This window comes from Arthrobacter sp. GQ119, assembly GCF_059759125.1.
Window position 1 is genome coordinate 32,523 of sequence record NZ_JCAXEA010000014.1, and the last position, 24,592, is coordinate 57,114.

The 24,592-nt window shown below is 65.8% G+C and carries 23 protein-coding genes; 7 read left to right on the plus strand and 16 right to left on the minus strand.

What is annotated here, in order from left to right; translation table 11 throughout:
• Window positions 1-165: 165 nt before the first annotated feature.
• Entirely contained in the window at window positions 166-741 is a 576-nt protein-coding gene (locus tag AC6CH3_RS13875; RefSeq protein ID WP_400580859.1) for a helix-turn-helix domain-containing protein, read from the minus strand.
• A gap of 276 nt (window positions 742-1,017) precedes the next feature.
• On the opposite strand from AC6CH3_RS13875, the gene AC6CH3_RS13880 reads away from it, so the two are divergent.
• The gene (locus AC6CH3_RS13880; protein WP_498133001.1) at window positions 1,018-2,541 is read left to right on the plus strand and encodes a sodium:solute symporter family protein; all 1,524 of its coding nucleotides are present in this window, start codon (window positions 1,018-1,020) and stop codon (window positions 2,539-2,541) included.
• 140 nt (window positions 2,542-2,681) lie between these two features.
• On the opposite strand, the gene AC6CH3_RS13885 is transcribed toward AC6CH3_RS13880, so the two are convergent.
• Complete coding sequence (locus AC6CH3_RS13885) at window positions 2,682-2,912, minus strand: hypothetical protein (RefSeq protein ID WP_494035444.1); 231 nt, start codon at window positions 2,910-2,912, stop codon at window positions 2,682-2,684.
• Between the two features lie 247 nt (window positions 2,913-3,159).
• On the opposite strand from AC6CH3_RS13885, the gene AC6CH3_RS13890 reads away from it, so the two are divergent.
• Together AC6CH3_RS13890 and AC6CH3_RS13895 are read left to right on the plus strand one after the other, a co-directional pair.
• On the plus strand, window positions 3,160-4,290 hold the full coding sequence (locus AC6CH3_RS13890; protein WP_498133002.1) for a VIT1/CCC1 transporter family protein: 1,131 nt from the start codon (window positions 3,160-3,162) through the stop codon (window positions 4,288-4,290).
• Window positions 4,290-5,231: a matrixin family metalloprotease gene (locus AC6CH3_RS13895; protein WP_498133003.1), complete on the plus strand. Its 942-nt coding sequence runs from the start codon at window positions 4,290-4,292 to the stop codon at window positions 5,229-5,231. The genes AC6CH3_RS13890 and AC6CH3_RS13895 overlap by 1 nt, the downstream gene beginning before the upstream one ends.
• Here AC6CH3_RS13895 and AC6CH3_RS13900 read toward each other — a convergent pair.
• The 4 genes from AC6CH3_RS13900 to AC6CH3_RS13915 form a co-directional block, all read right to left on the minus strand.
• Window positions 5,228-6,361, minus strand: coding sequence for an LOG family protein (locus AC6CH3_RS13900; RefSeq protein ID WP_498133004.1), 1,134 nt, complete (start codon window positions 6,359-6,361; stop codon window positions 5,228-5,230). The two genes, AC6CH3_RS13895 and AC6CH3_RS13900, sit on opposite strands and share 4 nt — an antisense overlap.
• Before the next feature lie 113 nt (window positions 6,362-6,474).
• Window positions 6,475-7,251, minus strand: coding sequence for an SDR family NAD(P)-dependent oxidoreductase (locus AC6CH3_RS13905; RefSeq protein ID WP_498133005.1), 777 nt, complete (start codon window positions 7,249-7,251; stop codon window positions 6,475-6,477).
• Between the two features lie 48 nt (window positions 7,252-7,299).
• The gene (locus AC6CH3_RS13910; RefSeq protein WP_498133006.1) at window positions 7,300-8,667 is read right to left on the minus strand and encodes an MFS transporter; all 1,368 of its coding nucleotides are present in this window, start codon (window positions 8,665-8,667) and stop codon (window positions 7,300-7,302) included.
• A 209-nt stretch (window positions 8,668-8,876) separates the two neighbouring features.
• Window positions 8,877-9,584 carry a FadR/GntR family transcriptional regulator gene (locus AC6CH3_RS13915; protein ID WP_498133007.1) on the minus strand — a complete coding sequence of 236 codons (708 nt, stop codon included), beginning with the start codon at window positions 9,582-9,584 and terminating at the stop codon, window positions 8,877-8,879.
• A 140-nt stretch (window positions 9,585-9,724) separates the two neighbouring features.
• Here AC6CH3_RS13915 and AC6CH3_RS13920 point away from each other — a divergent pair, with 140 nt between their 5' ends.
• Window positions 9,725-10,513: a gamma-glutamyl-gamma-aminobutyrate hydrolase family protein gene (locus AC6CH3_RS13920; RefSeq protein ID WP_498133008.1), complete on the plus strand. Its 789-nt coding sequence runs from the start codon at window positions 9,725-9,727 to the stop codon at window positions 10,511-10,513.
• A 47-nt stretch (window positions 10,514-10,560) separates the two neighbouring features.
• Here AC6CH3_RS13920 and AC6CH3_RS13925 read toward each other — a convergent pair whose 3' ends face one another.
• The 4 genes from AC6CH3_RS13925 to AC6CH3_RS13940 all read right to left on the minus strand — a co-directional run bounded on the left by AC6CH3_RS13925 (window position 10,561) and on the right by AC6CH3_RS13940 (window position 14,693).
• Window positions 10,561-11,595 carry a Gfo/Idh/MocA family protein gene (locus tag AC6CH3_RS13925; RefSeq protein WP_498133009.1) on the minus strand — a complete coding sequence of 345 codons (1,035 nt, stop codon included), beginning with the start codon at window positions 11,593-11,595 and terminating at the stop codon, window positions 10,561-10,563.
• Window positions 11,596-11,641: 46 nt separating this feature from the next.
• Window positions 11,642-12,565 carry an ATP-binding cassette domain-containing protein gene (locus AC6CH3_RS13930; protein WP_498133010.1) on the minus strand — a complete coding sequence of 308 codons (924 nt, stop codon included), beginning with the start codon at window positions 12,563-12,565 and terminating at the stop codon, window positions 11,642-11,644.
• Window positions 12,566-12,576: 11 nt separating this feature from the next.
• Window positions 12,577-13,632 carry an ABC transporter permease gene (locus tag AC6CH3_RS13935; RefSeq protein ID WP_498133011.1) on the minus strand — a complete coding sequence of 352 codons (1,056 nt, stop codon included), beginning with the start codon at window positions 13,630-13,632 and terminating at the stop codon, window positions 12,577-12,579.
• 65 nt (window positions 13,633-13,697) lie between these two features.
• A complete protein-coding gene (locus AC6CH3_RS13940) occupies window positions 13,698-14,693 on the minus strand; it encodes a substrate-binding domain-containing protein (RefSeq protein ID WP_498133012.1) in 996 nt (331 codons plus the stop codon).
• A 312-nt stretch (window positions 14,694-15,005) separates the two neighbouring features.
• Between AC6CH3_RS13940 and AC6CH3_RS13945 the strand changes: the two genes are divergently transcribed.
• Both AC6CH3_RS13945 and iolB read left to right on the plus strand, forming a co-directional pair.
• Complete coding sequence (locus AC6CH3_RS13945; protein WP_498133013.1) at window positions 15,006-15,746, plus strand: GntR family transcriptional regulator; 741 nt, start codon at window positions 15,006-15,008, stop codon at window positions 15,744-15,746.
• 43 nt (window positions 15,747-15,789) lie between these two features.
• Entirely contained in the window at window positions 15,790-16,692 is a 903-nt protein-coding gene (gene iolB / locus AC6CH3_RS13950) for a 5-deoxy-glucuronate isomerase (RefSeq protein ID WP_498133014.1), read from the plus strand.
• Between the two features lie 27 nt (window positions 16,693-16,719).
• Here the strand turns inward: iolB and AC6CH3_RS13955 are convergent, their stop codons facing one another.
• Complete coding sequence (locus AC6CH3_RS13955; RefSeq protein WP_498133015.1) at window positions 16,720-17,943, minus strand: MFS transporter; 1,224 nt, start codon at window positions 17,941-17,943, stop codon at window positions 16,720-16,722.
• Between the two features lie 152 nt (window positions 17,944-18,095).
• Between AC6CH3_RS13955 and AC6CH3_RS13960 the strand changes: the two genes are divergently transcribed.
• Window positions 18,096-18,545 (plus strand): MarR family winged helix-turn-helix transcriptional regulator, encoded by a 450-nt coding sequence (locus tag AC6CH3_RS13960; RefSeq protein WP_498133016.1) that lies wholly within the window; start codon window positions 18,096-18,098, stop codon window positions 18,543-18,545.
• A gap of 30 nt (window positions 18,546-18,575) precedes the next feature.
• Here AC6CH3_RS13960 and AC6CH3_RS13965 read toward each other — a convergent pair whose 3' ends face one another.
• The 5 genes from AC6CH3_RS13965 to AC6CH3_RS13985 form a co-directional block, all read right to left on the minus strand.
• Window positions 18,576-20,039, minus strand: a complete 1,464-nt coding sequence (locus AC6CH3_RS13965; RefSeq protein WP_498133017.1) for a sugar porter family MFS transporter — start codon at window positions 20,037-20,039, stop codon at window positions 18,576-18,578.
• A gap of 10 nt (window positions 20,040-20,049) precedes the next feature.
• Window positions 20,050-20,922, minus strand: coding sequence for a sugar phosphate isomerase/epimerase family protein (locus AC6CH3_RS13970; RefSeq protein WP_498133018.1), 873 nt, complete (start codon window positions 20,920-20,922; stop codon window positions 20,050-20,052).
• A gap of 88 nt (window positions 20,923-21,010) precedes the next feature.
• Window positions 21,011-22,024 carry a Gfo/Idh/MocA family protein gene (locus tag AC6CH3_RS13975; protein WP_498133019.1) on the minus strand — a complete coding sequence of 338 codons (1,014 nt, stop codon included), beginning with the start codon at window positions 22,022-22,024 and terminating at the stop codon, window positions 21,011-21,013.
• A 36-nt stretch (window positions 22,025-22,060) separates the two neighbouring features.
• A complete protein-coding gene (locus tag AC6CH3_RS13980) occupies window positions 22,061-22,972 on the minus strand; it encodes a sugar phosphate isomerase/epimerase family protein (protein ID WP_498133020.1) in 912 nt (303 codons plus the stop codon).
• Between the two features lie 92 nt (window positions 22,973-23,064).
• The gene (locus AC6CH3_RS13985) at window positions 23,065-24,579 is read right to left on the minus strand and encodes a CoA-acylating methylmalonate-semialdehyde dehydrogenase (RefSeq protein ID WP_498133021.1); all 1,515 of its coding nucleotides are present in this window, start codon (window positions 24,577-24,579) and stop codon (window positions 23,065-23,067) included.
• Window positions 24,580-24,592 lie beyond the last annotated feature (13 nt).

Below are 24,592 nucleotides of genomic sequence, written 5' to 3' on the forward strand. Positions count from 1 at the left end.
ACGCCTCTCCTTCGAGGATGAAAGGTGGGTGTGACAGCCATCATACACTCGAAGTTGCCTAATGCGCATCATATGTTTACAGAAGCAGGGAGGGTGGGGATGGGCGCGCCGGAATGCCGGCTCGCCTGACGCAGCCGGATCGGGATCACGGAAAGAAGGGAATGCCTACCGGCTGGCGGCCGGAACGAGCACCCACAGCACCTCAACGGACTGGTCCGTGGGGTTCATCCAGGTGTGCGGTTCACGCCCCGGGAACGTGACGGTGTCGCCGTCGGAGAGTTCATACTCCTCATTGGTGAGGATGAGCCTGATTGTGCCTTTGATGACGTGCAGGACGTCGACGTCGCAATCCACGGCATAGAGCTCGGACTCGCCGCGCCCCCGGGGTTCAATGACGGCCTGGATGATCTGGACGCGCCGCTCCGAGCGGGCGGTCAGCAGCCGCTCGACGATGCCTTCCCCACCCAGGGAGATGCGGGGACCGGCGTCGCGCTTTGTCAGGTGGGTCTCGGGGGCGGCGAACAGATCGCCGATGGAGATGGACAGCACCTGGCACAGGGTGACCAGCGAGGCGACGGACGGCGAAGTCAGGTCCCGCTCGACGCGACTGAGGAAGCCCTTGGTCAGCCCGGTGGCATCCGCCACCTGTTCAATCGTGAGCCGCTGCGACTGGCGGGCGGCACGGATTCTTGAACCGATAGCAACCGGAACATTGCTCGGCTCAACTGGAAGTGCCTTCATTCACGAACCTTTCACGGCCGGCCGCTCGGCCCCATCTTTGGAGCCATACTAGCGGCCCGCCGCTGATCTGAGGCCGCAGGCAGCGCGTCACATGCGATTGCGTCTTGACTGTTACTCCGATCACAGCCTACGCTGTTTAGCAACAACTGTTGCCTAACAAGCAACAAGCGTAATCCCCAGTACTTCCTTTCAGCGCAGCCCAATCCGCGTATCCCCAATGCTGCGCTCCCCCGGATTGCAGTAGTAGCTGCCAGAGCTCCAAGGAGCCCCAACATCATGGACGCAAACTTCGTCAACATCGCCATCGTGGTGGCATATCTGGCCGCCATGCTGGCCTTCGGCTGGTGGGGCAAGTCCCGCACCCGAAACAACAGCGACTTCCTCGTGGCAGGCCGCCGCCTCGGACCTTTCTTCTACACCGGAACCATGGCCGCCGTCGTCCTTGGCGGCGCCTCAACCGTGGGCGGCGTCGGCCTCGGCTACAAGTTCGGCATCTCCGGCATGTGGCTCGTGGTGGCCATCGGGGCCGGCGTGCTGGCGTTGAGCCTGCTCTTTGCCGGCACCATCCAGAAGCTCAAGATCTACACCGTGTCCCAGATGCTGACCCTGCGTTACGGCAGCCACGCCACCAAGACGTCCGGCATCGTCATGCTGGCCTACACGCTGATGCTCTGCGCCACCTCCACCGGCGCCTATGCCACCATCTTCGTGGTGCTCTTTGACTGGGACCGGGCACTGGCCATCGCCGTGGGCGGCGGCATCGTGCTGGTCTACTCCACGATCGGCGGGATGTGGTCCATCACCCTGGCCGACCAGGTCCAGTTCGTCATCAAGACGGTGGGCATCTTTATCCTGATGCTGCCGTTCACCCTCAACGCCGCCGGCGGCCTCGACGGGATCCGCAGCCGCGTTGACGCCAGCTTCTTCCAGATCGACGGCATCGGCCTGCAGACCATCATCACCTACTTCGTTGTCTACACCCTGGGCCTGCTCATCGGCCAGGACATCTGGCAGCGTGTGTTTACGGCGAAGACGCCGAAGGTCGCACGCTGGGGCGGTGCCACGGCCGGCATCTACTGCATCCTCTACGGTGCGGCCGGCGCCCTGATCGGCCTCGGCGCCCGCGTCGCCCTGCCTGACATCGACGTCGCGGCCGAAGGCAAAGACGTCGTTTACGCGGAGGTGGCACAGAACCTGCTGCCCATCGGCATCGGCGGCCTCGTGCTCGCCGCCGCCGTCGCCGCCATGATGTCCACGGCGTCCGGCGCGCTGATCGCCGCCGCCACCGTGGCCCGCGCCGACGTCCTCCCGTTCGTGGCCAGCTGGTTCGGCAAGACGATCAACACCGACGACTCGGACAACCCCGAGCACGACGTCAAGGCAAACCGGCTTTGGGTGCTGGGACTCGGCATCGTGGCCATCCTCATCGCCATCATTACCAAGGACGTCGTGGCGGCGCTGACCATCGCGTACGACATCCTGGTGGGCGGCCTCCTCGTCGCCATCCTCGGCGGCCTCGTGTGGAAGCGCGGCACCGGTGTGGCCGCTGCGGCGTCGATGGCCGTCGGTTCAGTGATCACCCTGGGCACCATGACCGTCCTGGAAATCAACGCCAAGGCACCGCTGGACGGAATCTTCGCCAACGAACCGATCTACTTCGGTCTGCTGGCCTCGACCGTGGTCTACGTGGTCGTCTCGCTGCTGACCAAGCCCACGGATCCGTCGGTGATGAAGAACTGGTACCGGCGCGTGGCTGGCCAGGAATCCGAGGAAGTGCCGATTCCCGTCACGGCGCCCTAGCCAGGCGACCCAGACACCGGTTGAACCAAGCCACCGATTGAGCCGGTCTGCATTAGCAACCGAAACGCCCGACGGCGGTGCCTTCCCCTGGTGGGGAACGCACCGCCGTCGGGCGTTAAGTAGGGGTCAAGACAAACTGGTTATGGCTCGTATTCCTCGTCCTCGCGGAACTCGTCGGTGTCCAGGGCGACGACGCGCTCGTCGCTGTCAACCGCTTCCGGTGCGGTAGGAACGACCCGCTCCTCGGAATCGAGGAACTCGTCTTCGGCATCCCAGTCCTCATCCACCGGTACATCCTCGGCGAAGTCGTAGGCGGGATCCGATTCGATGGTGCGGCGGGCAGGCTCGGGGTTTGATCCGGTGGTGTTCATACTGCAGACCTCCGTGTGATTGGACTTCCGTGCCCTCCTCCAACGAGGCACGTTTTCATCAGATCACCACCCATGCAGGGGGTCAAGAGCCGGGCCGGAGGCAGCACAGAGAGCCCCGCCGGGACGGCAGAATTACGGGATCCCTAAAACTTACGCTGAGGAATACCAGCCGAAAAACCGCGGATTTGCGCGGTAAGCTGGGCAAGCAATGGGGCAGAACCATGCCTCATCCAGTCCAGGAGTCCCCGTGTCTCAGCCCGCAAAATCTGACCATCACAGTGCAGCCGCCGCCCGCGCCACCCCGGACGCAGCGGACATCAAACGCTGGCGCCAGTACCTGGCGGACGAACGTGCCGAGGCCGCCGTCTACCGGGACCTCGCCCAGAACCGGTCCGGCGAAGAACGCGCCATCCTCCTCGCCCTGGCATCGGCCGAAGGCCGCCATGAGGCACACTGGCTCAAGCTGCTCGGCGAGCATGCGGGCAAGCCCCGCCGCGCCTCCGCCCGCAGCCGGCTGCTGGGTTTCCTTGCCCGCCACTTTGGGTCCGTTTTCGTGCTTGCCCTGGCACAGCGCGCCGAGGGACGCTCCCCGTACACCCGGGAACCGTCTGCCACACGCGCCATGGCTGCGGATGAACAGATCCATGAGGAAGTGGTGCGCGGACTTGCCACCCGCGGACGCAACCGGCTGGCAGGGACCTTCCGGGCTGCGGTTTTCGGGGCCAACGACGGCTTGGTCAGCAATCTGGCGCTTGTGATGGGCATGGCGGCAACCGGTGTGGCCAGCTCGGTGGTGCTGCTGAGTGGCATTGCGGGCCTGTTGGCGGGTGCCTTCTCCATGGGTGCCGGCGAATTTGTCTCCGTCCGCTCCCAGCGTGAACTCCTTGCCGCCACCCGTCCCACGCAGGTGACGCTGGCAGCCGCGCCCCAGCTCGATATTGAACACAACGAGCTCCTGCTGGTGTACCTGGCCCGCGGCATGTCCCGTGAGGCCGCCGAACACCGGGTGGCCGAGCGGATGGGGCTCTTCAGCTGCGACTGTGACCCGAGCCTCTCGCTGCGGCCTGAGCTCCCGCAGTCCCAGGATGAGCACGAGGCAGTTGGCACGGCCTGGGGCGCGGCGCTGTCCAGCTTCTGCTTCTTTGCCTCCGGCGCGATCGTCCCCATCGTTCCCTTCCTTTTCGGCATGACAGGCATTGGTGCGCTCGTGACGGCCGCCGTCCTGGTCGGCATGGCACTGCTGGCGACCGGCGGCGTCGTCGGCCTGCTGTCCGGAACGTCGCCCCTGACCCGGGGCCTGCGCCAGCTGGCTATCGGCCTGGGCGCCGCGGGCGTCACCTACCTGTTGGGAATGGTCTTCGGCGCGGTGATCGCCTAGTGCCGGAAAACGGGCACCGGAAGCACGCGCGCCACGCGGGGTCGGGCCGGGCCGCCCGCAGCTTCATCCGGAACCTTGTCCTGATATCCACCATCGGGTGTGGCGCCTTCCTGGCCGCCGGCCTCGCCTATAACGATCCGCGCCTGGCGGGCCTGCTCGAGTTCCGTCTCGGAGCCGGGGACCCCGCCGCAGATTCCGGAGAGATCGGCGGGGCGCACGAAGCCGGCCACGCCGGGAAACCGGGAGAACCGGGAACCGACAGCCGCGCGGCGGACGCTCCGCCGCCGGGTATCGAGGAAGCGGACGCGCCGCTCGGCACGCCCGAGACCCCGCCCAAACCGAGCAAATCGTACGCGTTTTTGGCCACGAACGACGACGGCACTCCCGTGGGATTCTCACCGTGCCGGCCGCTGCACTATGTGGTGAACGACGACCTTGCCCCGGCGGGCGCGGCCGGTCTGGTCCACGAGGCCATCAAGACGGTGTCACGCGCGACGGGCATCCGCTTCGTCAATGACGGCGCCACCGACGAACAGCCATCCGCGCAGCGCGATCCGTACCAGCCCGAGGCTTACGGGGAACGGTGGGCACCGCTGTTGATCAGCTGGACCACTCCGGAGGCAGCCCCCAAGCTCAAGGGCCAGATCATCGGCACCGGGGGCAGCACACATTACAGCTTTGGCGACGGTCCCAAGAGCTTCGTCACCGGAAGCCTGGAGCTGGATGCACCGCAGATCGGCATTGAACTGAACCGGCCGGACGGGCCCGCTTATGCCACCGCCGTCATCCTGCATGAACTCGCGCACGTCATGGGGCTTGAGCACGTAAATGACCCTGTCCAGCTGATGTACCCGGAAATCGGCACGCCTGACGGTCTGGCTGCCGGGGACCTGAACGGCCTGCAGGCACTGAGCCAGGCGCCGTGCCGGAAGGACCTCTAGGAATCGAGAACCGCGAGCGCTTCGTCCACGGTCTCCACCAGGAAGATCCGCTCCTCCATCGGCTTGCCGGCGGCCAGGCTTTGCAGCATGGGCCAGGCCGGATATCGGTGCTCCCAATGCCCCCGGCCCACGAGCACCATGGGTGTCATGGTTTCGGGTGCGCCGTAGTAGTTCTCGCATGCGTCCTGGAAGATCTCCTGAACGGTCCCCGCCGCGCCGGGCAGGAACACGATTCCGCCGTTGCACAGCTCGAGCAGAATTGCCTCGCGGACGGCGTTGGCGAAGTACTTGGCGATGCGGGTCGCGAAATAGTTGGGCGGTTCGTGGCCGTAGAACCAGGTGGGGATGCCCACCGATGCCGTTCCGCCCGGATAACGCTCGACGACGGCGGCGGCCGCGCGTGCCCACGCGGACACCGAGGGCCGGAAGCCGGGGACGGATGCCAGTTCAGCAAGGACAGCCCGGAACTCCTCTTCGGACACTTCACTGAGGTAGGCGCCCAGGTTGGCCGCCTCCATGGCCCCCGGCCCTCCGCCGGTGGCCACCATCCGCCCGCTGCGGGCCAGCAGCCTGCCCAACGCAGCGGCGTCGGCGAAGCCCGCGGTTCCCCGCTGCGCCGCGTGGCCGCCCATGACCCCGACGATCGTGCTGCCCCCGTCCTGGGTTGACCGGAGCAGCTCGTCGAGGGCGTCGCCGATGGCGTGGTCGTGCAGGGCAGCAGCGAGCGTGGCGTCCAGGCGGTGGCGCTGGCCGGGCCGGATGCTCCACTGATACACCAGAGCGTCCGGTGTTTCCTCATACGGCGTGTCCTGAATTCCGGCATAGAGCTCCTGCGGCGTGTAGAGCTCCGCGCGGTAAGCATCAAACGGCACTCCGGTCAGCTTCGGAAAGATCAGGGCGCCGCGGCGGCGGAGCGCTTCTTCCACCCCCGGATCGAACGTGCAGCCCAGGAACACCGCGCCTTCGGCGTCCATGGCCGCGAGCGCAGGGGCCCGGCCGCGCAGGTCCAGGGACTGCGCGTGCCAGCCGTGCATGGTCTTCGCTCCGTCGCTGACCAGCCGGTCGAATCCGGAGAGGCTCTCGACCTCGAGGGTCCGCGGGCTCGGGTTCAGGCTGCCGGAGGGGTTCATGATGCCAGCCTAGCGAGCCCGAACGCGGAAGTGCCCCGCAGCTGGGCTGCGGGGCACTTCGTTGGTTCTCCCCTGCTGGTCCGGCCAGGAGGTCAGGTCAGGAGACTGTCTGACTAGGAGACCTGGAGGCCTCCGTTGATGTCATACGTGGCGGCAGTGATGTAGCCGGAGTCCTTGCCCAGCAGGAAGGAGATGAGTGCAGCCACTTCCTGCCGGGTGCCGACGCGGCCCATCATGATGCCTTCGGACATCTGGGCTTTGCGCTCCTCGGTCAGCGTGCCGCCCATGATGTCGGTGTCGATCGGGCCGGGGGCGATGGCGTTGACCGTCACGCCGAACTCGCCCACTTCGCGGGCCAGGGCCCGGGTGAACCCGATGATGCCGGCCTTGGAGGCGCTGTAGGCGACCTTGGAGTACGTGCCGCCGCCACGCTGGGCCGAGATCGAGGAGATGCTCACAATGCGGCCCAGCTTGCGCTCGATCATGCCCTTCAGCACGCGCTGGGAGACAACGAAGGTGCCGCGCATGTTGATTGCGAAGACCTTGTCCCATTCCTCCACGGTGGTCTGCATGAAGGGTGTGGGCGAGCTGATGCCTGCGAGGTTGGCCAGTGCCACGATCGGCGGCAGCGTTTCCTCGATTTCGGTGATCGCCCGGTCCACGGACTCGGCGTCTGAGACGTCGGCGCCCACTCCGATGGCCTTGACGGCGCGGTTGGAGCCGATTTCGGCCGCTGCGGCCTTCGCATCCTCGGCGTTGATGTCCAGGATGGCGATGGACCAGCCTTCGCTGGCCATGCGGTCAGCAGCTGCGCGGCCGATGCCGCGGGCAGAGGCCGCACCGGTCAGGACGACGGTGCGTTCTGCGGGGAAGGACGTGGTTGAGCTCATTGCAGGTATTCCTTTAGCTGGTATTAGCCGGTTCTTGGCGGGTGGTTCTTAGTTGGTGACAGTGACCTTGTTGGCTGCCTCGACTGCGGGATCCAGGGCGGCGTCACCCTCGGGACGCTTGCGGGCGTACAGGTAGGTGGCCACAGCGGTGACGCACAGGCAGAAGGAGAGGAACAGCAGGCCGCTCTGGTTGCTGCCGGTGGCGTCGTTGAACAAGCCCACGGCGTAGGGGGCCACGAAGCCGCCGAGGTTACCCAGCGAGTTGACCATGGCCAGGCCGGAGGCTGCTGCCGCGCCGGTGAGCGCCGCGGACGGCATGGACAGGAACGGGGCGATGGCTCCGTAGATGCCCATGGCCGCGGCGGTGAGGGCGATCAGGGCAAGGACGGGGTTGACCTGGAGGAGGTAGCCTGCGGACAGCAGACCCGCACCGGCCAGCACCATGCTGACGGAGCTGTGCCAGGCACGCTTGCCCGTCTGATCGGCACGCTTGCTCCAGAAGTACACGAAGACTGCGGCGATGGAGTACGGAATGAGGACGATGAATCCGACCTGGGCGGTGGAGAACTTGCCGAGGGCGGCAACGATCGTGGGCATCCAGAGTCCAAGGCCGTAGATACCGCAGACCAGGCCGAAGTAAAGGGCCGAGTAGACGAGGGTCCGCTTGTCCTTGAGGCCGGCCAGGAAGTTGTGGCTGACGCCCTTGGACTTGGCGGCGAGTTCGGCGTCCATGGTGGTGGCGAGCCACTCGCGCTCGTCGGCGTTGAGCCACTTGGCGTCCCGCGGGCGGTCCGTCATGAGGATCGGGGTCAGCACGCCCAGCAGGATCGCGGGGATGCCTTCGATGATGTACAGCCACTGCCAGCCGTGCAGGCCCCAGATGCCGTCCATCTGCAGCAGCAGGCCGGAGACCGGGGCGCCGAGGGCGTTGGAGATCGGCTGAGCCAGGATAAAGATGCCGAGCACGGTGACGCGCTGCGCGGCGGGGAACCACAGGGTCAGGTAGAAGAGGATGGCAGGGAAGAAGCCTGCTTCAGCGGCGCCCAGCAGGAACCGGATGATGTAGTAGGTGGTTTCGCCGTTCACCAGGGCCATCGCGGTGGCGAAGATGCCCCAGGTGATGAGGATTCGGGCCAGCCATTTGCGGGCGCCGAACCTGTACATGCCGGCGTTGCTGGGCACTTCCAGGAGGGCGTAGCCGAGGAAGAAGATGCCCGCGCCGAGCCCGTAGGCAGCGGCGGTCAGGCCGATGTCCTCGCTCATGGTCAGCTTGGCGAAGCCGACGTTGTTCCGGTCCAGATACGCAATGAAGTAGAGCAGGACGATCAGGGGCATGACGCGGCGGCGGACTTTGCGGAGTGTGCGGTCGCCAAGCTCGCCGAGGCCGGAGTGCTTTGTGGTTAATGAAGTCATCATCGACCTTCTATCTGTCGGTTCCGGACCGGCGGCTTCGCGCGGGGGAATCCGAGGCGTTTATTCGGGCTGTATTCGCTCCAGAGCGGAGCGGCTTTTTGATTGCTGGGGTTCTATACTATTTGAATCTGATGTCAGACATCTGACGGAAGAACATGAAAAAGATCTTAGAAGGGTGACGCGCATTACGTCAAGGCGGCCAGGGGCTGGCTTTAGGATTTGGCGCCGTGGACGTAGCGTTCGTAGTCTTCGAACGTCTGGTCCATGTGCTCGTCCATGGCCCGACGCGCCAACTCGGCGTCACCGGTGAGGATGCTGTCCAGCACTCGCTGATGGAAGGCGATGGCGTGGCGCTGGATCTCCGGGATGGCGGACGTCTCGCGGCGCGCGCGGTAGAGCGACTGGCCCAGCTGCGCGAGCAGGGCGCGCACGAACGGGTTCCCCGAGGCCTTCAGCACGACGTCGTGGAAGGCGATGTCGGCCGTCACGAACCCGTCAAGGTCTCCGGATGCATGGAACCGCTTCATGTCGGCGATTGCCTGCCGCATCTCCTCGGCGTGTTCCGGCGAATGCCGCCTGGCCGCAAGCGCCGCGGCGCCCGTTTCCACCATGCGCCGGACCTCGATCAGGCCGATGGACACCTGGTCCGCCGCGTTGCCGTACGAGGCGGCCTTGATGATCGCATCCAGCCCCGTCCAGTTTTCCGCGGGATTGACGAACGTTCCCCGGCCCGCCTTGACGTACAGGATGTTCTGCGCCCGCAGTGCCTTAAGCGCCTCCCGCACCGTCAGGCGGCTGACGTCATAAACCTTGGCAATGTCGGCTTCCGGTGGCAGGGCCTCATGCGGCTTGAGCCTGCCGTCAAGGATGTCGTCCAGCAGGCCGTCGACCAGACCGTCAACCAGTGTCCTGCGACCCATGGGAACGACCTACTTTCGCCTTGCCTGCTGCCCTCGATGCGCCTAACACTACAGAAACGGGGGCGCGGCGGGGTAAAAGCGCGGGAAACCTGCACGGAGCGAAGCGGCCCGGCCGGTCAAAAGTGGTGCAGAATTTGAGAATGCAGAATTCAGCCCCTGCCACCCCGCCGCGCCCGCGCATCGGCATTCCAGTCCGGCTCAGCAGCTCGGCCGATCCTGACCCCCGCGTGGCCAAGGCCAACGGCCTCTTCGATGACATCGTTGGCCTCGTGCGCGACGGCGGCGGTGAACCCGTGCTGTTAACCCCCGAACTGCTCGGCGACGGCCTGTTCGACGGCGGCGGGCGGGCCGGCGCAGGCGGGGCGCTTGACGGCGTCGTCCTTCCCGGCGGCGGTGACGTCGACCCGCGGCTCTACGGTGAGGAGCCGGGCGCCACCCTTTACGACGTCAACCCGGAGCAGGACCGCCTGGATTTTGCGGTGGCGCGCCAGACGATCGACGCCGGACTCCCCCTCCTGGGAATCTGCCGGGGCCACCAGCTGCTCAACGTCCTGTACGGCGGAACGCTAATCCAGGACATGACACCGGGAACCGTGGCCCACCGCGACGGCGGCGGCTTGTGGGCCTGGCACGAGGTGGCGATCATGCCAGGCTCCAGGGTGGCGCACTTGTACGGTGCCGTCGCGGATCCGGCACCCGGGACCCCCGGCGCCGTCGGGGTGAAGATCGCTTCCGGTCACCACCAGGCCGTGGCGGAGGTGGCGCCCGGTCTGGTGGTGACCGCCGTGGCAGATGACGGCACCGTGGAGGCGCTGGAAGATCCTGAGCGGTGGGTGGTCTCGGTCCAGTGGCACCCCGAGGTCCGCAAGCTGTCGGAAGCCCAGCGGCAGGCACCCTTCCGCGCCTTCGTGGAGGCCTGCAGCCGCTGACGCTGGCGGCCGCAATCGCGGCAGTACAGGGCAGGTACAGGCCGCGGCTAGATGGTGACCGCGGCCGCGACGCGCACGGACAGCCCCGTTTCGAGCGACTCCTGGGCGGCGTCGGCCACCCGGGATGCCGCGACGGCGTCTTCGGGCGTGCAGGGGTTCTCCCGCTGGCCAAGCACGAGCTCCGCAAAGGCGGCCATCTCGGACCGGTACGCCTGGTCGAAACGCTCAGCAAATGTCCTGTGGGACTCCCCGGACGGAAACCCGACGCCTGCTTCCGCCGAAGCCAGCGCGGACTTCTCGTCCAGGCCCACCATGAGGGAGCCTTCCGAGCCCATGATTTCCAGCCGGACATCGTGCCCGGCCCCGTTGTAGCGCGAGGCGCCCACGGAACCCAGCGTGCCGTCGTCGAACGTGACCACCGCCAGCGCCGTGTCCACGTCCCCCACTCGGCCTATGGCCGGGTCGCCCTTATTGGAGCCCTTGGCGTAGACCTCCACGATTTCCCGGCCGGTGAGCCATCGCAGGATGTCGAAGTCATGCACGGAGCAATCGCGGAACAACCCTCCCGACGTCGCCAGGAACTCCAGCGGCGGCGGCATCATGTCACAGGTAACGGCCCTCAGCGAGTGGATCCAGCCGAGCTCACCGTCCTCGTAGGCGCGCTTTGCCTCGACGTATCCGGCGTCGAACCTCCGCTGGTGGCCGATCTGGACCGTTCCCCTCTTGGCCCGGATGTACTCCAGGACCGGCAGGGAGTCTGCCACGCTCAAGGCCACCGGCTTCTCGCAGAACACCGGAACGCCGGCATCCACGCCCGCCCTGATCAGTTCCGGGTGCGTGCCGGTTCCGGTTGCTATCACCAGGCCATCGAGACCCGAGCCGAGCAGCGCCTTGACGGAGGGCAGGAATTCGGCGCCCAGGCCCTGTGCGACGGCACGCGCGTGCTCCGCGGCAACATCGGTGAGCCTGAGCCGGACGTTGATCCCCTGGGGGTGGAGCACGCCGTTCAGTGCCGCGATGTTGTTCGCATGCATCACGCCGATGCGGCCGACGCCGACAAGTCCGAGCGTTATGTCCTTCATACGGTTCCTTTTCAGTTGCAGTCTGCGGATGGCCGGTTTCGCGGACTCAGGTTCCCACCTGCCTTGGCGTGCCGGGAGTGGAGGCTTCGGCGACTTCGGCCTGGACTTCCTTGACGATGTCGCCGTGCCCGCCGAGCTGTTCGAGTTCGTGGGCGAGTTCGGCCAGTTCTGCCCCACCGGCCATCTGGGCGGTGAGCTCGTCCAGGGTGATGTCCTTCTTGTCGTAGTAGCCGATCGATTTGCCTCGCTTGAGCAGCAGGAACCGGTCGCCCACAGGGAAGGCGTGATGGGGGTTGTGGGTGATGAAGATGACGCCCAGTCCCCGGTCGCGTGCCTGCAGGATGTAGCGGAGCACGACGCCGGACTGCTTCACACCCAGCGCGGCTGTGGGCTCGTCCAGGATCAGGACCTTGGCGCCGAAGTAGACGGCGCGGGCGATCGCGACGCACTGACGTTCACCGCCGGAGAGCTGGCCAATGGGCTGCTCGACATCGCGGAGGTCGATGCCCATGTCGGCGAGTTCCTTTTTGGTGATGTCCTTCATCTTCTGGACGTCCAGGCTCTTGAATGGGCCAAAGCCGGAGGTCAGCTCGGAACCAAGGAAGAAGTTGCGCCAGATGGGCATCAGGGGAACGACGGCCAGGTCCTGGTAGACCGTGGCGATGCCAACGTCCAGGGCGTCCCTGGGGGAACTGAACTTGCGCTCCTCCCCCATGATGTTCAGGACGCCTTCGTCGTGCTGGTGCAGGCCGGCGATGATCTTGATCAGGGTGGACTTGCCCGCGCCGTTGTCGCCGAGGACGCAGGTGACGCGGCCGTTGTCCACAGCCATCGTGACGTCGGTGAGGGCGACGATGTTGCCGTAGTGCTTGCCCACGCTCTCCAGCGAGAGCAGGTGCACGGGCGTGTGGGTCAGCGGGTCCTTTTCATCTCTAAGGAGCTGCTGCTGGTCGATCTGCTTCGCATTCATGGTGTTCGCCCTTACTTACTTGCGTCTGCGCGGCGCTTGACAATCAGGTTCACGATGGTGGCCAGGAGCAGCATCAGGCCCAGGAAGAACTTGAACCAGTCCGGGTTCCACTGGGCGTAGACGATGCCCTTGTTGGCCATGCCGAAGATGAAGGCGCCGATCGCGCCGCCCACGGCCGAGCCGTAGCCGCCGGTGAGGAGGCAGCCGCCGATGACCGCTGCGATGATGTAGAGGAATTCGTTGCCCACGCCTTCGCCGGACTGCACGGCGTCGAATGCGAACAGGTTGTGCATGCCGAGGATCCAGCCGCAGAAACCGACCGCCATGAACAGGCCGATTTTGGTCGCCTTGACGGGGACGCCCACTGCGCGGGCAGCGTTGGCGTCGCCGCCGACGGCGAAGATCCAGTTGCCCACCTTGGTGCGCAGCAGCACCCAGGACGCCACGGCAACCAGGGCAATCCAGATGAAGACGGTGTTGTTGACGTCCACCCCGGCGATGTTCACCGAGGAGGCAAAGATGGCCCGGGCTGCCTGGTAGCCGTCCATGTCGGAAATGGACGGCGAGGACACGCCGCCTCCGATCATGCGGGTCAGGCCCAGGTTGAGGCCGGTCAGCATCAGGAAGGTTGCGAGGGTGACGATGAAGCTGGGCAGCTTGGTCTTCATCAGGATCCAGCCGTTGATGAAGCCGATGCCCAGGGACACTACGAGCGCCAGGAGCACGCCGACCCAGACGTTCATGCTGAAGTACCAGCTGAACATGGAGGCTGTCAGGGCCGAGCTGATCACGGCAACGCCTGTGGATAGGTCGAACTCGCCGCCGATCATCAGCAGCGACACTCCCACGGCCATGATGCCAATGGTGGAGCTGCCGTAGAGGACGGTGGCGAAGGCGTTCGGCTGGATAAAGGTCTGGGAAACCGAGGCGAAGAAGACGAAGAGGACGATTGCGCCCACGAGGGCGCCGACTTCAGGACGTGCCAGGAGTTTCTGAAAGGGGTTGCGCTTGGCCACGCGCTCATCGCGCAGCGCCGGGGGTTTCGACACACTCTGGGTGATGGTCATGATGATTCTCCTGCCTAGGGCCGGATCCGCTGCCTGGAGCCGCGGACCCGGCGGGAGGGGTGTCCTTAGCGGACGCCGTCCTTCGCGAACTTGAGGACGTCGGTTGCTGCAGCCTTGTCGACAATGGCCGGGCCGGTCAGCACGGGCTGCCCGCCGCCGATCTTGAAGCCACCGCGCTTGGCCTGCCACAGCGAATCAACTGAGCCGTAGCCCTGCAGCCACGGTTGCTGATCAACTGTAAAAATGACTTCTCCGTCGGCAATCTTCTGGGCGAGCTCAGGGTTCATGTCGAACGAGGCCACTTTGGCCTTGCTGCCGGCGCCGGTCACGGCTTTCAGAATGGTCAATGTGTAGGGCGCACCCAAGCCAATGATGGCATCGGCGTCAGCAGTGGCCTGCAGTTTGGCGGTAACTGTGGAGGAAACCTGGGCCATGTCCGTACCGGGTACGTACAGGATCTCCGTTCCGGCCACTTTTTCCTTGACCCCTGCGCAGCGGGCTTCCAGACCCACGTGCCCCTGCTCTTGGATAACACAGATGGGGTGCTTGAGCCCCAGTTCGCTGAGCTTCGTTCCGACGGCGGCGCCGGCAAGCTTTTCGTTGGACCCGAAGTGGGTGAAAGCGCCCAATTGTGCAGAGACCGATTCGCCGGCATTGAGGCTGACTACAGGTATGCCGGCGTCTGTGGCCTTCTTGAGGGAGTCCTTCAGCGCATCCGGCTTAGCCAGTGTCACGGCAATGCCGTCCACCTTCTGATCAATTGCCTGCTGGATAAGCTGCGCCTGGCGTCCACCTTCAGGGTCGGAGGTGTAGAGCAGTTCGACATTATCCTTTGCGGCGGCCTCCTCAGCTCCCTTGCGGACGATGTCCCAGAACGTGTCTCCCGGGGCCGCATGGGTGATCAGCGCGACTTTCATCCGGGGAGTGTTGACCACCTGCCCGCCCCCGCCGGCGTTGCCCGCATCAGCCGGCCTGCCACCAGTGCTGGAGCACGCGGTCATCGCCAGCATGGGGATTGCAACTGCTGCGACCGCCGCACGGCGCCAAAAGAACTTCGTCACAATAGATCTCCTTCGATTCGGGGGGCCGCGACCTCCGCCACGGTGCGGGGTCGGCAAGCCTGCTACACCGATCATGGTGACTTAGACCACAGATGTCAATAGTTTGTCCTGACATTAGGATGTTTTAACGAAACTGCCGCCGATGGGACTGCGAGGCCACCCGCATCACCACGAGAAGCAAAGGGAGGGGCCTTGACCCAAGGGCACCCGCTGCTAATATCAAGAAAGGCAGTATGTCCTATCAAGCGAACATGCAGCTGACATATGGGCAGCTGGACGCAGGACTGCCCGCAGCATAAAAGGGAGCACTCAATGGCGAACCAACTTCACCTCAGCATCGACAGGTCATCGCCGGTGCCGCTCTACCACCAGGTGGTGCAGGGCATCGAGGCCGCGATACACACTGGGCTCCTGGAGCCGGGCAGCCGGCTGGAGAACGAAATCGACCTCGCCGCCCAGCTGAACCTATCCCGGCCCACCATGCGCAAGGCCATGGACGAACTGGTCCGCTCCGGACTGCTGGTCCGCAAACGCGGGGTGGGCACCCAAGTGGTTTCAAGCCAGGTCCGCCGCCCCCTGGAACTCTCCAGCCTGTATGACGACCTCGCCAACAACGGCAGCAAGCCCACCACCGAGGTCCTGTCGTTCGCTCATGTCGAAGCCGACGACGCCACGCAAAAGGCACTGCACCTGCAGGCCGGCGCGAAGGTCTACCACTTCACCAGGCTCCGCAAGGTCGGCGGGAAACCGCTGGCCCTGATGGAAAACTGGGTCCGCGATGACATCACGCACATTGATGAGGATCTGCTCGGCTCGCAGGGGCTCTACAGCATCCTTCGCGGCGGCGGAGTCAACTTCCGGCTGGCCACACAGCGGATTGGCGCAATGGTGGCCAACGAATACCAGGCCCCGCTTCTGGAAACGGAGCCCGGCTCGGCGCTGGTGACCATGGAGCGCACCGCCGTTGACGACACCGGGCGGAACGTCGAGACCGGACGCCACGTGTACCGCGGCGATTCCTACAGCTTTGAAATGACCCTCGTACAGAGGTAGCCGAACCCCGACCACCACCTACGACCCGAAAGAGAACAAATCTATGGCCGACTGGGTATATCCCCTGGGCAGCGCAGCCGAAGGCTGCTGGGACGTTTCGCTGGGAACAGCGGACTCCGCCATCACCGTGCAGGGGTGGGCCCATACCGGGCTGAAGGTGGCCACGCTGGCCCCGGGCGCCGTCGTCGAACTCCCCGCGGCGGGCGAGGAACGCATCGTGATTCCGCTGAGCGGCGCCTTTACGGCGGCCGTGGACGGTGAGAAGTATCAGCTGGCCGGCCGCGCCAGCGTCTTCAGCGGCCCTACAGACGTGCTGTACTCCGGCACCGGGAAGGCGGTCACGGTCAGTTCGTCCGACGGCGGCCGGGTTGCCGTCGCCACGGCGCCCGCCAACGTCCAGTACCCCACGCGCCTGGTCACGGCGGCGGAGACCCCGGTGGAACTGCGCGGCGCCGGGAACTGCTCGCGCCAGGTCCACAACTTCGGCACCCCCGCGGCGCTGGAGGCAGACCGCTTCATCGTGTGCGAAGTCATCACGCCCGCCGGCAACTGGTCCTCCTACCCTCCCCACAAGCACGATGAGGAGAAGGAGGGTGAGACCTCACTTGAGGAGATCTACTACTTCGAGACCCGGGTGGCGGATGTTCCCGGCATCGCGGGCCCGGGCGGTGACGCGGACGCCATCGGCTACCAGCGGGTCTACGCCTCCGACGAGCGCCCCATCGACGTCGCCGCCGAGGTCCGCACCGGCGACGTGGTCCTGGTCCCCTACGGCTGGCACGGCCCGGCCATGGCCGCGCCGGGATACGACATGTACTACCTGAATGTCATGGCCGGGCCCGGACGGGTGCGTGACTGGCTCATCAGCGACGATCCCCACCATGGCTGGGTCCGCCAGAGCTGGGAGGCCCAGGACGTGGATCCGCGCCTGCCGTTCCGCGCCTAGCGTTTCCTGGATGAGGCCGTAGCCGGTTCAGCGGACAGCCGGCACTGCAGAATCTGCAGGAGCGTTGGCGTCAGACCCGGCAGAAACTGCAGCAGCGTCGGCGAACGCCGGCGCCTTGCCGGCGGCGAACGCCATCACGGCGAGGCCCAGCAGGGTGATGCCGGCGCCGGCCCAGATGGGCGACGTGTAGCCGAGTCCCGCCGTGATGGTCACGCCGCCCAGCCAGGCGCCCAGGGCGTTGCCCACGTTGAACGCGCCGATGTTGGCGCCGGACGCGAGGGTAGGGGCGCCGTCGGCGTACTTCATGACCCGCATCTGCAGGCCTGGAACCGTGGCGAAGCCGAAGCTGCCCATGAGCACCATGGAGGCGATGGTCAGGAGTTGGCTGCCCGCAGTCAGGGCGAACGCGACGAGCACCACCGCCAGGGCCGAGAGGACCACCAGCAGGGTGCGGTCCACGTTGCGGTCGGCACCCCTGCCGCCAAGGGTATTGCCGATGAACAGGCCCACCCCGAAGACAATCAGGAGCCACGGGACCGCAGCCGCGGAGAATCCGGAGACCTCCGTCAGCGTGTAGGCGATATAGGTGAAGGCGCCGAACATGCCCCCGTAGCCCAGGATGGTCACCAGGATGGAGAGCCACACCTGGCCGGAGCGGAAGGCCCGCAGTTCCCGGCGCAGGCCGCCGGGGGCTGCCTCACCATGTCCCGTTTTCGGCACGAGGGCGAGAATGCCCGCCAGAGCGAGCACGCCGATTCCGGTGATGGCCCAGAAGGTGGAGCGCCAGCCGGCCGCCTGGCCCAGCATGGTGCCGAAGGGAACGCCCAGCACGTTGGCGGCCGTGAGTCCGGTGAACATGATGGCGATGGCGCCGGCTTTCCTGGTGGGCGCCACCATGTCGGCGGCCACCACAGCGCCTATACCGAAGAAGGCGCCGTGCGCGAGGGCGGCCACGACGCGGCCGGCCATCATCATCCAGTAGTCGGGGGCCGTGGCGGAGATCAGGTTGCCGGCGATGAACAGTACGAGCAGGACGGCGAGGACGGGCTTGCGTTCGAAGCGGGTCACCGCGGCGGTCAGCCCGAGCGCACCGAGCACGACGGCGAGCGCATAGCCGGAGATCAGCCAGCCGGCCGAGGCCTCGCTGACCCGGAAGTCTGCGGCCACTTCGGGCAGCAGGCCCATGATGACGAACTCAGTGAGTCCGATGCCAAACCCGCCAAGGGCGAGGGCAATCAGGCCGATAGGCATGGAGGTGCTCCTTGGAACTGTACGGAATGGGATGGGGCACGTAGGCTAATAGTTGCAGACGCGGTATTTATTGTTGCACAAGCAAATATCCCGCGCAAGCAACTATTTGCCGTGCCCGTCTCCCACGCTGGGCGCCTGAAGGAGGAAGAACAATGGGCATCAAGGACGACGCCGTTGAAGTGCGCGCGCAGGGCTGGCGGACGCTCGCAGCGCTGCACGGACTGATCGAAGCGGAGCTCGAACGCTCGCTGCAGTCCCACGCGCAGCTCTCCGTCGTGGAATACACGGTGCTGGACGCCCTCAGCCGTCAGGACGGCTGGCACATGCGCATGCAGCAGCTCGCCCGCGCCACCGCTCTCAGCGCCAGTGCCACCACGCGGCTCGTGAACAGGCTGGAGGACCGTGAGCTGCTGACCCGCGTCCTGTGCGCCGATGACCGCCGCGGCATCTACACGGAGCTTACGGCCAGCGGCATCAAGCTCCTGGAGGACGCCCGGCCCGTCCACGACGCGGCGTTGGAGCGCACCCTGGCCGAAGCCCAGGGCATCCCGGAACTGGCCCCGCTCGTGGACGCCCTGCCCAAATTGCACGCGCCCGTGTAGTCCGGCTCCCAGCCAGGCCCGTGCCTGCCCTTATTTGACCGCGGCGGGGTCCCTGACTCCAACGTTCTTGAAGTGGTGCTCCAAGTCCTCGAGGCTCTTGTCCTTGGTTTCCGGGACCACGCGCTTCACCCACACGATGGCTGCCAGCTGGACGGCCACGAAGATGAAGAAGGTGGTCGAAACGCCGATCCACGCGACCATCTGCGGGAAGAAGAATCCAATCAGGAAGTTGATCATCCACAGGACGAACACGCAGATGCCCATGCCGATGCCCCGCACGTGCAGGGGGAAGATCTCGGACATGGTCAGCCACGTCACCGTGCCGATGCAGGACTGCATGGACGCCAGGAACGTCACCATGAACAGCAGCACCAGGTAGCCCCGCAGGGTGCTTTCCGGGATCAGCATCGAGATCAGGCCGATGGCCAACAGTGACGATGCCGTGCCCACCAGTCCAACGATCAGCATGGACTTGCGGCGCACCCGCGTCATGAGGGACATGCCGATGATGACGGCCACCACTGAGGTGACGCCGTTGACGACGTTGGCGAGCAAGGCTCCCTGGTCCCCGAAGCCGGAGTTGGAGAGGATGGACGTGCCGTAGTACATGATGGCGTTGACGCCGCTGATCTGGTTGATGACCGCCATCCCCAGGCCCACCACGAAAATCCTGCGGATCCATGGCACGGTGAGGTCCCGGAAAGTGCCGAGCTTGGATTGGTAGTCTTCCCGGGCTGCCTGCCGCACGTCGTCGAACTCGGTGGAGACATCCGCAGCAGCCCGGGTTTTGCGCAGCACTGCGAGGACCTCACCGAAGCGTCCGGCGGACGCCAGCCAGCGGGGGCTTTCGGGGAGAACCAGCATGCCGAACCAGAGGACGACGGCGGGCAGCGTCGCGATGACCAGCATCCAGCGCCACACATGGGAGGCCTCCGGAAAGGCGTTGCCCAGGACGGCGTTGAACGTGAAGGCCAGGAACTGGCCGGTGACGATCATGAGCTCGTTCTGCGTGACGATCCGTCCGCGTTGGGCCGCCGGTGACATCTCCGCGAGGTACACGGGCACGATCACCGATGCCCCGCCGACTGCGAGGCCCAAAACGGTGCGGGCCGCTACCAGCAGCTCCGTCGTCGGGGCGAGGGAGCAGGCAATGGTGGAGACGGCGAAGATGAGGGCAAGCACCATGATGGTCCTGCGGCGGCCGAAGCGGTCGGACAGGCGGCCGGCGGTGATGGCACCGAAAGCCGCGCCGAAAAGCAGGGTGGAGGTGACCAACCCTTCAGTCAGCGGGGTCAGTCCGAGGTCGCGCTGCATGAACGGCAGGGCACCGTTGATGACGCCGGTGTCGTAGCCGAAGAGGAGCCCGCCAAAGGTGGAGAACAGGGCCACCCGCCGCATGAATCGTTTGGGATTGGCGGCGCTCCTGTCCAGGCCACCGCGCCCGGCCGGGGACTCGGTCGGCGAACTGGGAAGTGTTTGTTCTGTCTGCTTCATAGGGCGGCGGCTACCGTGCCTTGGCGATGTAGTTGTTCATCGTGTCCAGTTGGTAGCGCGAGACCTCGTCGGCGTTCTCGTCTTCGGCGAAGACGCTGGACACCATGACCGTGTTTTCACGGTCCAGGAAGCCGATTTCCTGCAGGCCGCCGAAGAATTCTTCCCAGTTGACGTCGCCGTCGCCGATTTTCAGGTGCTGGTGCACACGGACCGGGTTGCCGGGCGGGTTGGTGATGTAGCGCAGGCCGTGCGAGGCGTGGTGGTCCATGGTGTCGGCGACGTGCACCAGGCGCAGCTTGTCCCCCGCGGCGCGCATGATATCCAGCGGCGCGTCCTTCATGTGGAAGCTGTGCGAGGCCACGTAGACCAGGCCGACGTTCCTGGAGTTGAGGCCGCGGATGACCCGGATGGCGGCTAGGGCTTCTTCCACGAAGTCGTCCGGGTGCGGGTCGATCAGCAAGTCGATGCCTTCGCGTTCGATGATGGGCAGCAGCTCTTCCATGGAGCGGTAGAAGGCGCGCTCGGATTCCTCGGCCTTCTCCGGCCGGCCGCTGAATTCGGTGTTCATGGTGCCGACGCCCAGGTCCACGGTGATCTGGATGGCGCGCTTCCAGTAGCGGACGGCGGCTTCGCGGGCGTCTTCGTCCGGCCCGGACCAGCGGAGCACCGGCAGTACCGAGGCGATCTCGATTCCGGCGTCCTTGCTGGCTTTCTTCAGCTGGCCCACCAGTTCGTCATCGGCCTTCGGGTGGTTGTAGAAGGGGATGAAGTCGGCGTGCGGGGTCATCTGCATGTACTTGTAACCGAGGTCCGCCACCACCCGGGGGAATTCGAGCAGGCTGTGCGAGTGGTGGAACGGCGTGGGGTCAAGTGCGATTTTCACGTGGAACACTCCATTGTGGATCAGTCAGTTGTGCGTCGGACCGGAAATGAACGGAAGGGGCCGGCCTCGCCGGCCCCTTCCGTTTGTCCTAGCCGTAAAGGGCAGGCTTGGCGTTCAGCTTCACGGCGACCTTCTCGCCGTTCTTCTGCGCCTCGACGCCGGCTTCGCAGCAGGCTGCGGTGGCGTAGCCGTCCCAGGCGGTGGGGCCGCCGATTTCGCCGCGGAGTGCCGCGTCCACCCAGGACTGGATTTCGACGTCGTACGCGGCGCCGAATCGCTCTTCGAAACCGGGGGTGACCGTGCCGCCCCAGCGGCCGGCGCTGCGGGTGTAGGGGCCCTTGTCTCCGCCGATGCTGACGATGCCCTCTTCGAAGGAGGCCTGCGTGGCCACTTCGTAGCCGAACTTGGCGTTGACGTAGATTTCGACGTCGGCCAGGACACCGGATTCGGTCTCGATCAGGACGTGCTGGGGATCGTGCTGCCCGGCCGGGGCGTTCTTCGTGGCCTTGCCGAGGCGGACCTGAACGCTGGTGATTTCTTCTCCGGTGAAGAAGCGGATGGCGTCAAACTCGTGCACCACCGAATCGTTGATCAGCATCTCGTTGGTAAAGCCCGCGGGGGTGCTGGGATTGCGGTGCTGGTGGTGCAGCATCAGCAGTTCGCCGAGCTCGCGGTCGCGGATTACGGAGCCCAGGGCGGCGTATTCGGCGTCGAAGCGGCGCATGAAGCCCACCTGGATGCGCTTGTGGCCCAGCTTTTCCTCCGCCTGGACGATCTTCCAGGAGGACTCGGCGTCCGGGGTCAGGGGCTTTTCGCAGAGGATCGGGATGTCCTTGGCAAGGACCTTGAGCAGGATGTCCTCGTGCAGGAAGCCGGGCGTGGCGATCAGGACGGCGTTGACGTCTCCGTTGCTGAGCGCCTCATCAGCGTCGGCCAGGGCGACGGCGCCCGGGATGCCTTGGATGGCGGCCTGTGCGCGGGCCAGGTCGACGTCGACGACGGCGGCGACTTCAGCGCCGTGAATGCGCTTGCTGAGGCGCTGGATGTGGTCCGCGCCCATGCGGCCGGCGCCGATGACGGCGACGCGAAGGGTTTCAGTCATTGTTCTTTCCTTACGTTTCGAGTGCCTGGGCGGCCGTTAGTTGACGGCGGTGCGGGAGCCGCAGGACAGCAGGTAGTTGCGGGTGCGCTTGGCGATGGGCATCGGAACGTCGAAGGCAACCGGGTACATGTCCTGCTCCACGATGCCGAAGATGGGTCGGTCCAGGGCTTCCACAGCCTCGATGACCGCTCGCAAGTCCGGCAGACCGTTGGGCGGTTCCGTCATGACGCCGGCCAGGTTTGCCGCTGCCCAGGTCATGTTTTCTTCGTTGACCTTCTTCAGGATGTCCGGGTTGATCTGCTTAAGGTGCAGGTACCCGATCCGGTCCGGGTAGTTCTTGATGAGCTCGAGGCTGGAGGCTCCGCAGTATTCGGCGTGGCCGGTGTCCAGGCAGAGGTTCAGGTACTGCGGGTCCGTGGCACCCAGGAGCGTCTCGATGTCTTCCTGCACCCCGACGTGGGAATCGGCGTGGGAGTGGAACTGCTGTTTGAGGCCGAAGTCCTCGAGCAGCGTCTTTCCGAGCCGGTTGTGGCCGGCGAACAGGTCCCCCCAGGCCTTGTCGCTGAGCGTGCCGCTCTCCACGGCCTCACCGGTGACGTCGTCGCGCCACATGGCGGGGATGACCACGATGTGCTCGCCGCCCATGGCTGCTGTCAGTTCGGCAACCTTGCGGGCCGGCTCCCAGGCCGTCTCCCACTGGTCCAGCCCGCGGTGGAACGCGGTGAAAACCGTTCCTGCGGTGACCTTCAGGTCGCGTTGCCTGAGCTCCTCCGCCAGCCGCGCGGGGTCGTTCGGCAGGTAGCCGTACGGGCCCAGTTCGATCCACTTGTAGCCGGCCTCTGCCACTTCATCCAGGAACCGCTCCCACGGGGTCTGCTTCGGGTCGTCTGCGAACCACACGCCCCAGGAGTCCGGCGCCGTGCCGATGATCAGTTTGTTCTCAGTCATATCTCAATCCTTGTCATCGATTGCTCCGCAAGTGCCGTTTTGGATGCTCGAAACGGCGGGTACGGAGCAGTCGATTGTGGATAGTCGGGTCGCTAGTTGGAGGGGAAGTTGTAGGAGGCGCCGGAGGCGTGCGTGGGTTCGGGCCAGCGGGAGGTGACGACCTTGCCGCGGGTGTAGAAGGAGACGCCTTCGGGGCCATAGATGTGCTTGTCGCCGAAGAGGGAGGCCTTCCAGCCGCCGAAGGAGTGGTAGGCCACCGGGACGGGCAGCGGGACGTTGATGCCGATCATTCCGACGGTGACGGAGCGCTGGAACTTCCGCGCGGAGGCGCCGGAGGAGGTGAAGATCGCCGTTCCGTTGCCGTAGGGGTTGGAGTTGATCAGCCTGATCCCGGCGTCCAGGTCGTCCACACGGACGACGACGAGGACGGGTCCGAAGATTTCCTCGGTGTAGGCGGTCATTTCGGTCTTGACGTGGTCGATCACGGTGGGGCCGACCCAGAAGCCGTCTTCGTGGCCGGGGACCACGAGGTCGCGGCCGTCCACCACCATGGCGGCGCCGGCGGCTTCGGCTTCGGTGACGATCTTGACGATGCGTTCCTTGGAGGCCGGGGTGATGACCGGTCCCATTTCGGCGCCGGGGGCGGTGCCGTTGTCGACCTTCACGGCCTGGGCACGCTCCTGGACTTTCTTGACCAGCAGCTCGGCGGCGTCCCCGACGGCGACGGCGACGGAGATGGCCATGCAGCGTTCGCCGGCGGAGCCGAAGGCGGCGGCGGCGAGGTGGTCCGCGGCGTTGTCCAGGTCGGCGTCGGGCAGCACGATGGCGTGGTTCTTCGCCCCGCCCAGGGCCTGGACGCGCTTGCCGTGCTTCGTGGCGGTTTCGTGGACGTACTTGGCGATCGGGGTGGAGCCGACGAAGGAGATGCCGTCCACGTCCGGGTGGGTCAGCAGTCCGTCGACGGTTTCCTTGCCGCCGTGCAGGACCTGGAACACGCCGTCGGGCAGGCCCGCGGTCTTCCACAGCCTGGCCAGCAGCATGGAGGCGGAGGGGTCGCGCTCGGAGGGCTTAAGGATGAAGGCATTACCGGTGGCGATCGCCATCGGCGCCATCCACAACGGCACCATGACGGGGAAGTTGAACGGCGTGATGCCGGCGACGACGCCGAGCGGTTCGCGGAAGGAGAAGACATCGATGCCGGTGGAGACCTGGTCCGAGTAGTCGCCCTTGAGCAGCTGCGGGATGCCGCAGGCGAACTCGATGACCTCCAGGCCGCGGCCGATCTCGCCCTTGGCGTCGGAAAGGACCTTGCCGTGCTCGGCCGTGATCAGCTCGGCGAGTTCGTCGATGTGGGACGCGACGAGTTCGCGGAACTTGAACAGCACCGCGGTGCGCTTCGCCAGGGAAATGTCGCCCCAGCTGTCGGCGGCGGCGCGGGCGGCCGCAACGGTGTTATCCAGGTCTGCCCGGTTGGCGAGCCGCAGTTCGCCGGTGACGGCTCCGTTGGCCGGGTTGTAGACGGGCTGTGTGCGGTCACCTTCGCCGGCGGTCTCGGCGCCGTTGATGAAGTGGCTGATCGTTGCTGTGTCAAAAGTGGTGGTCGTCATTGGGCGCTTCCTT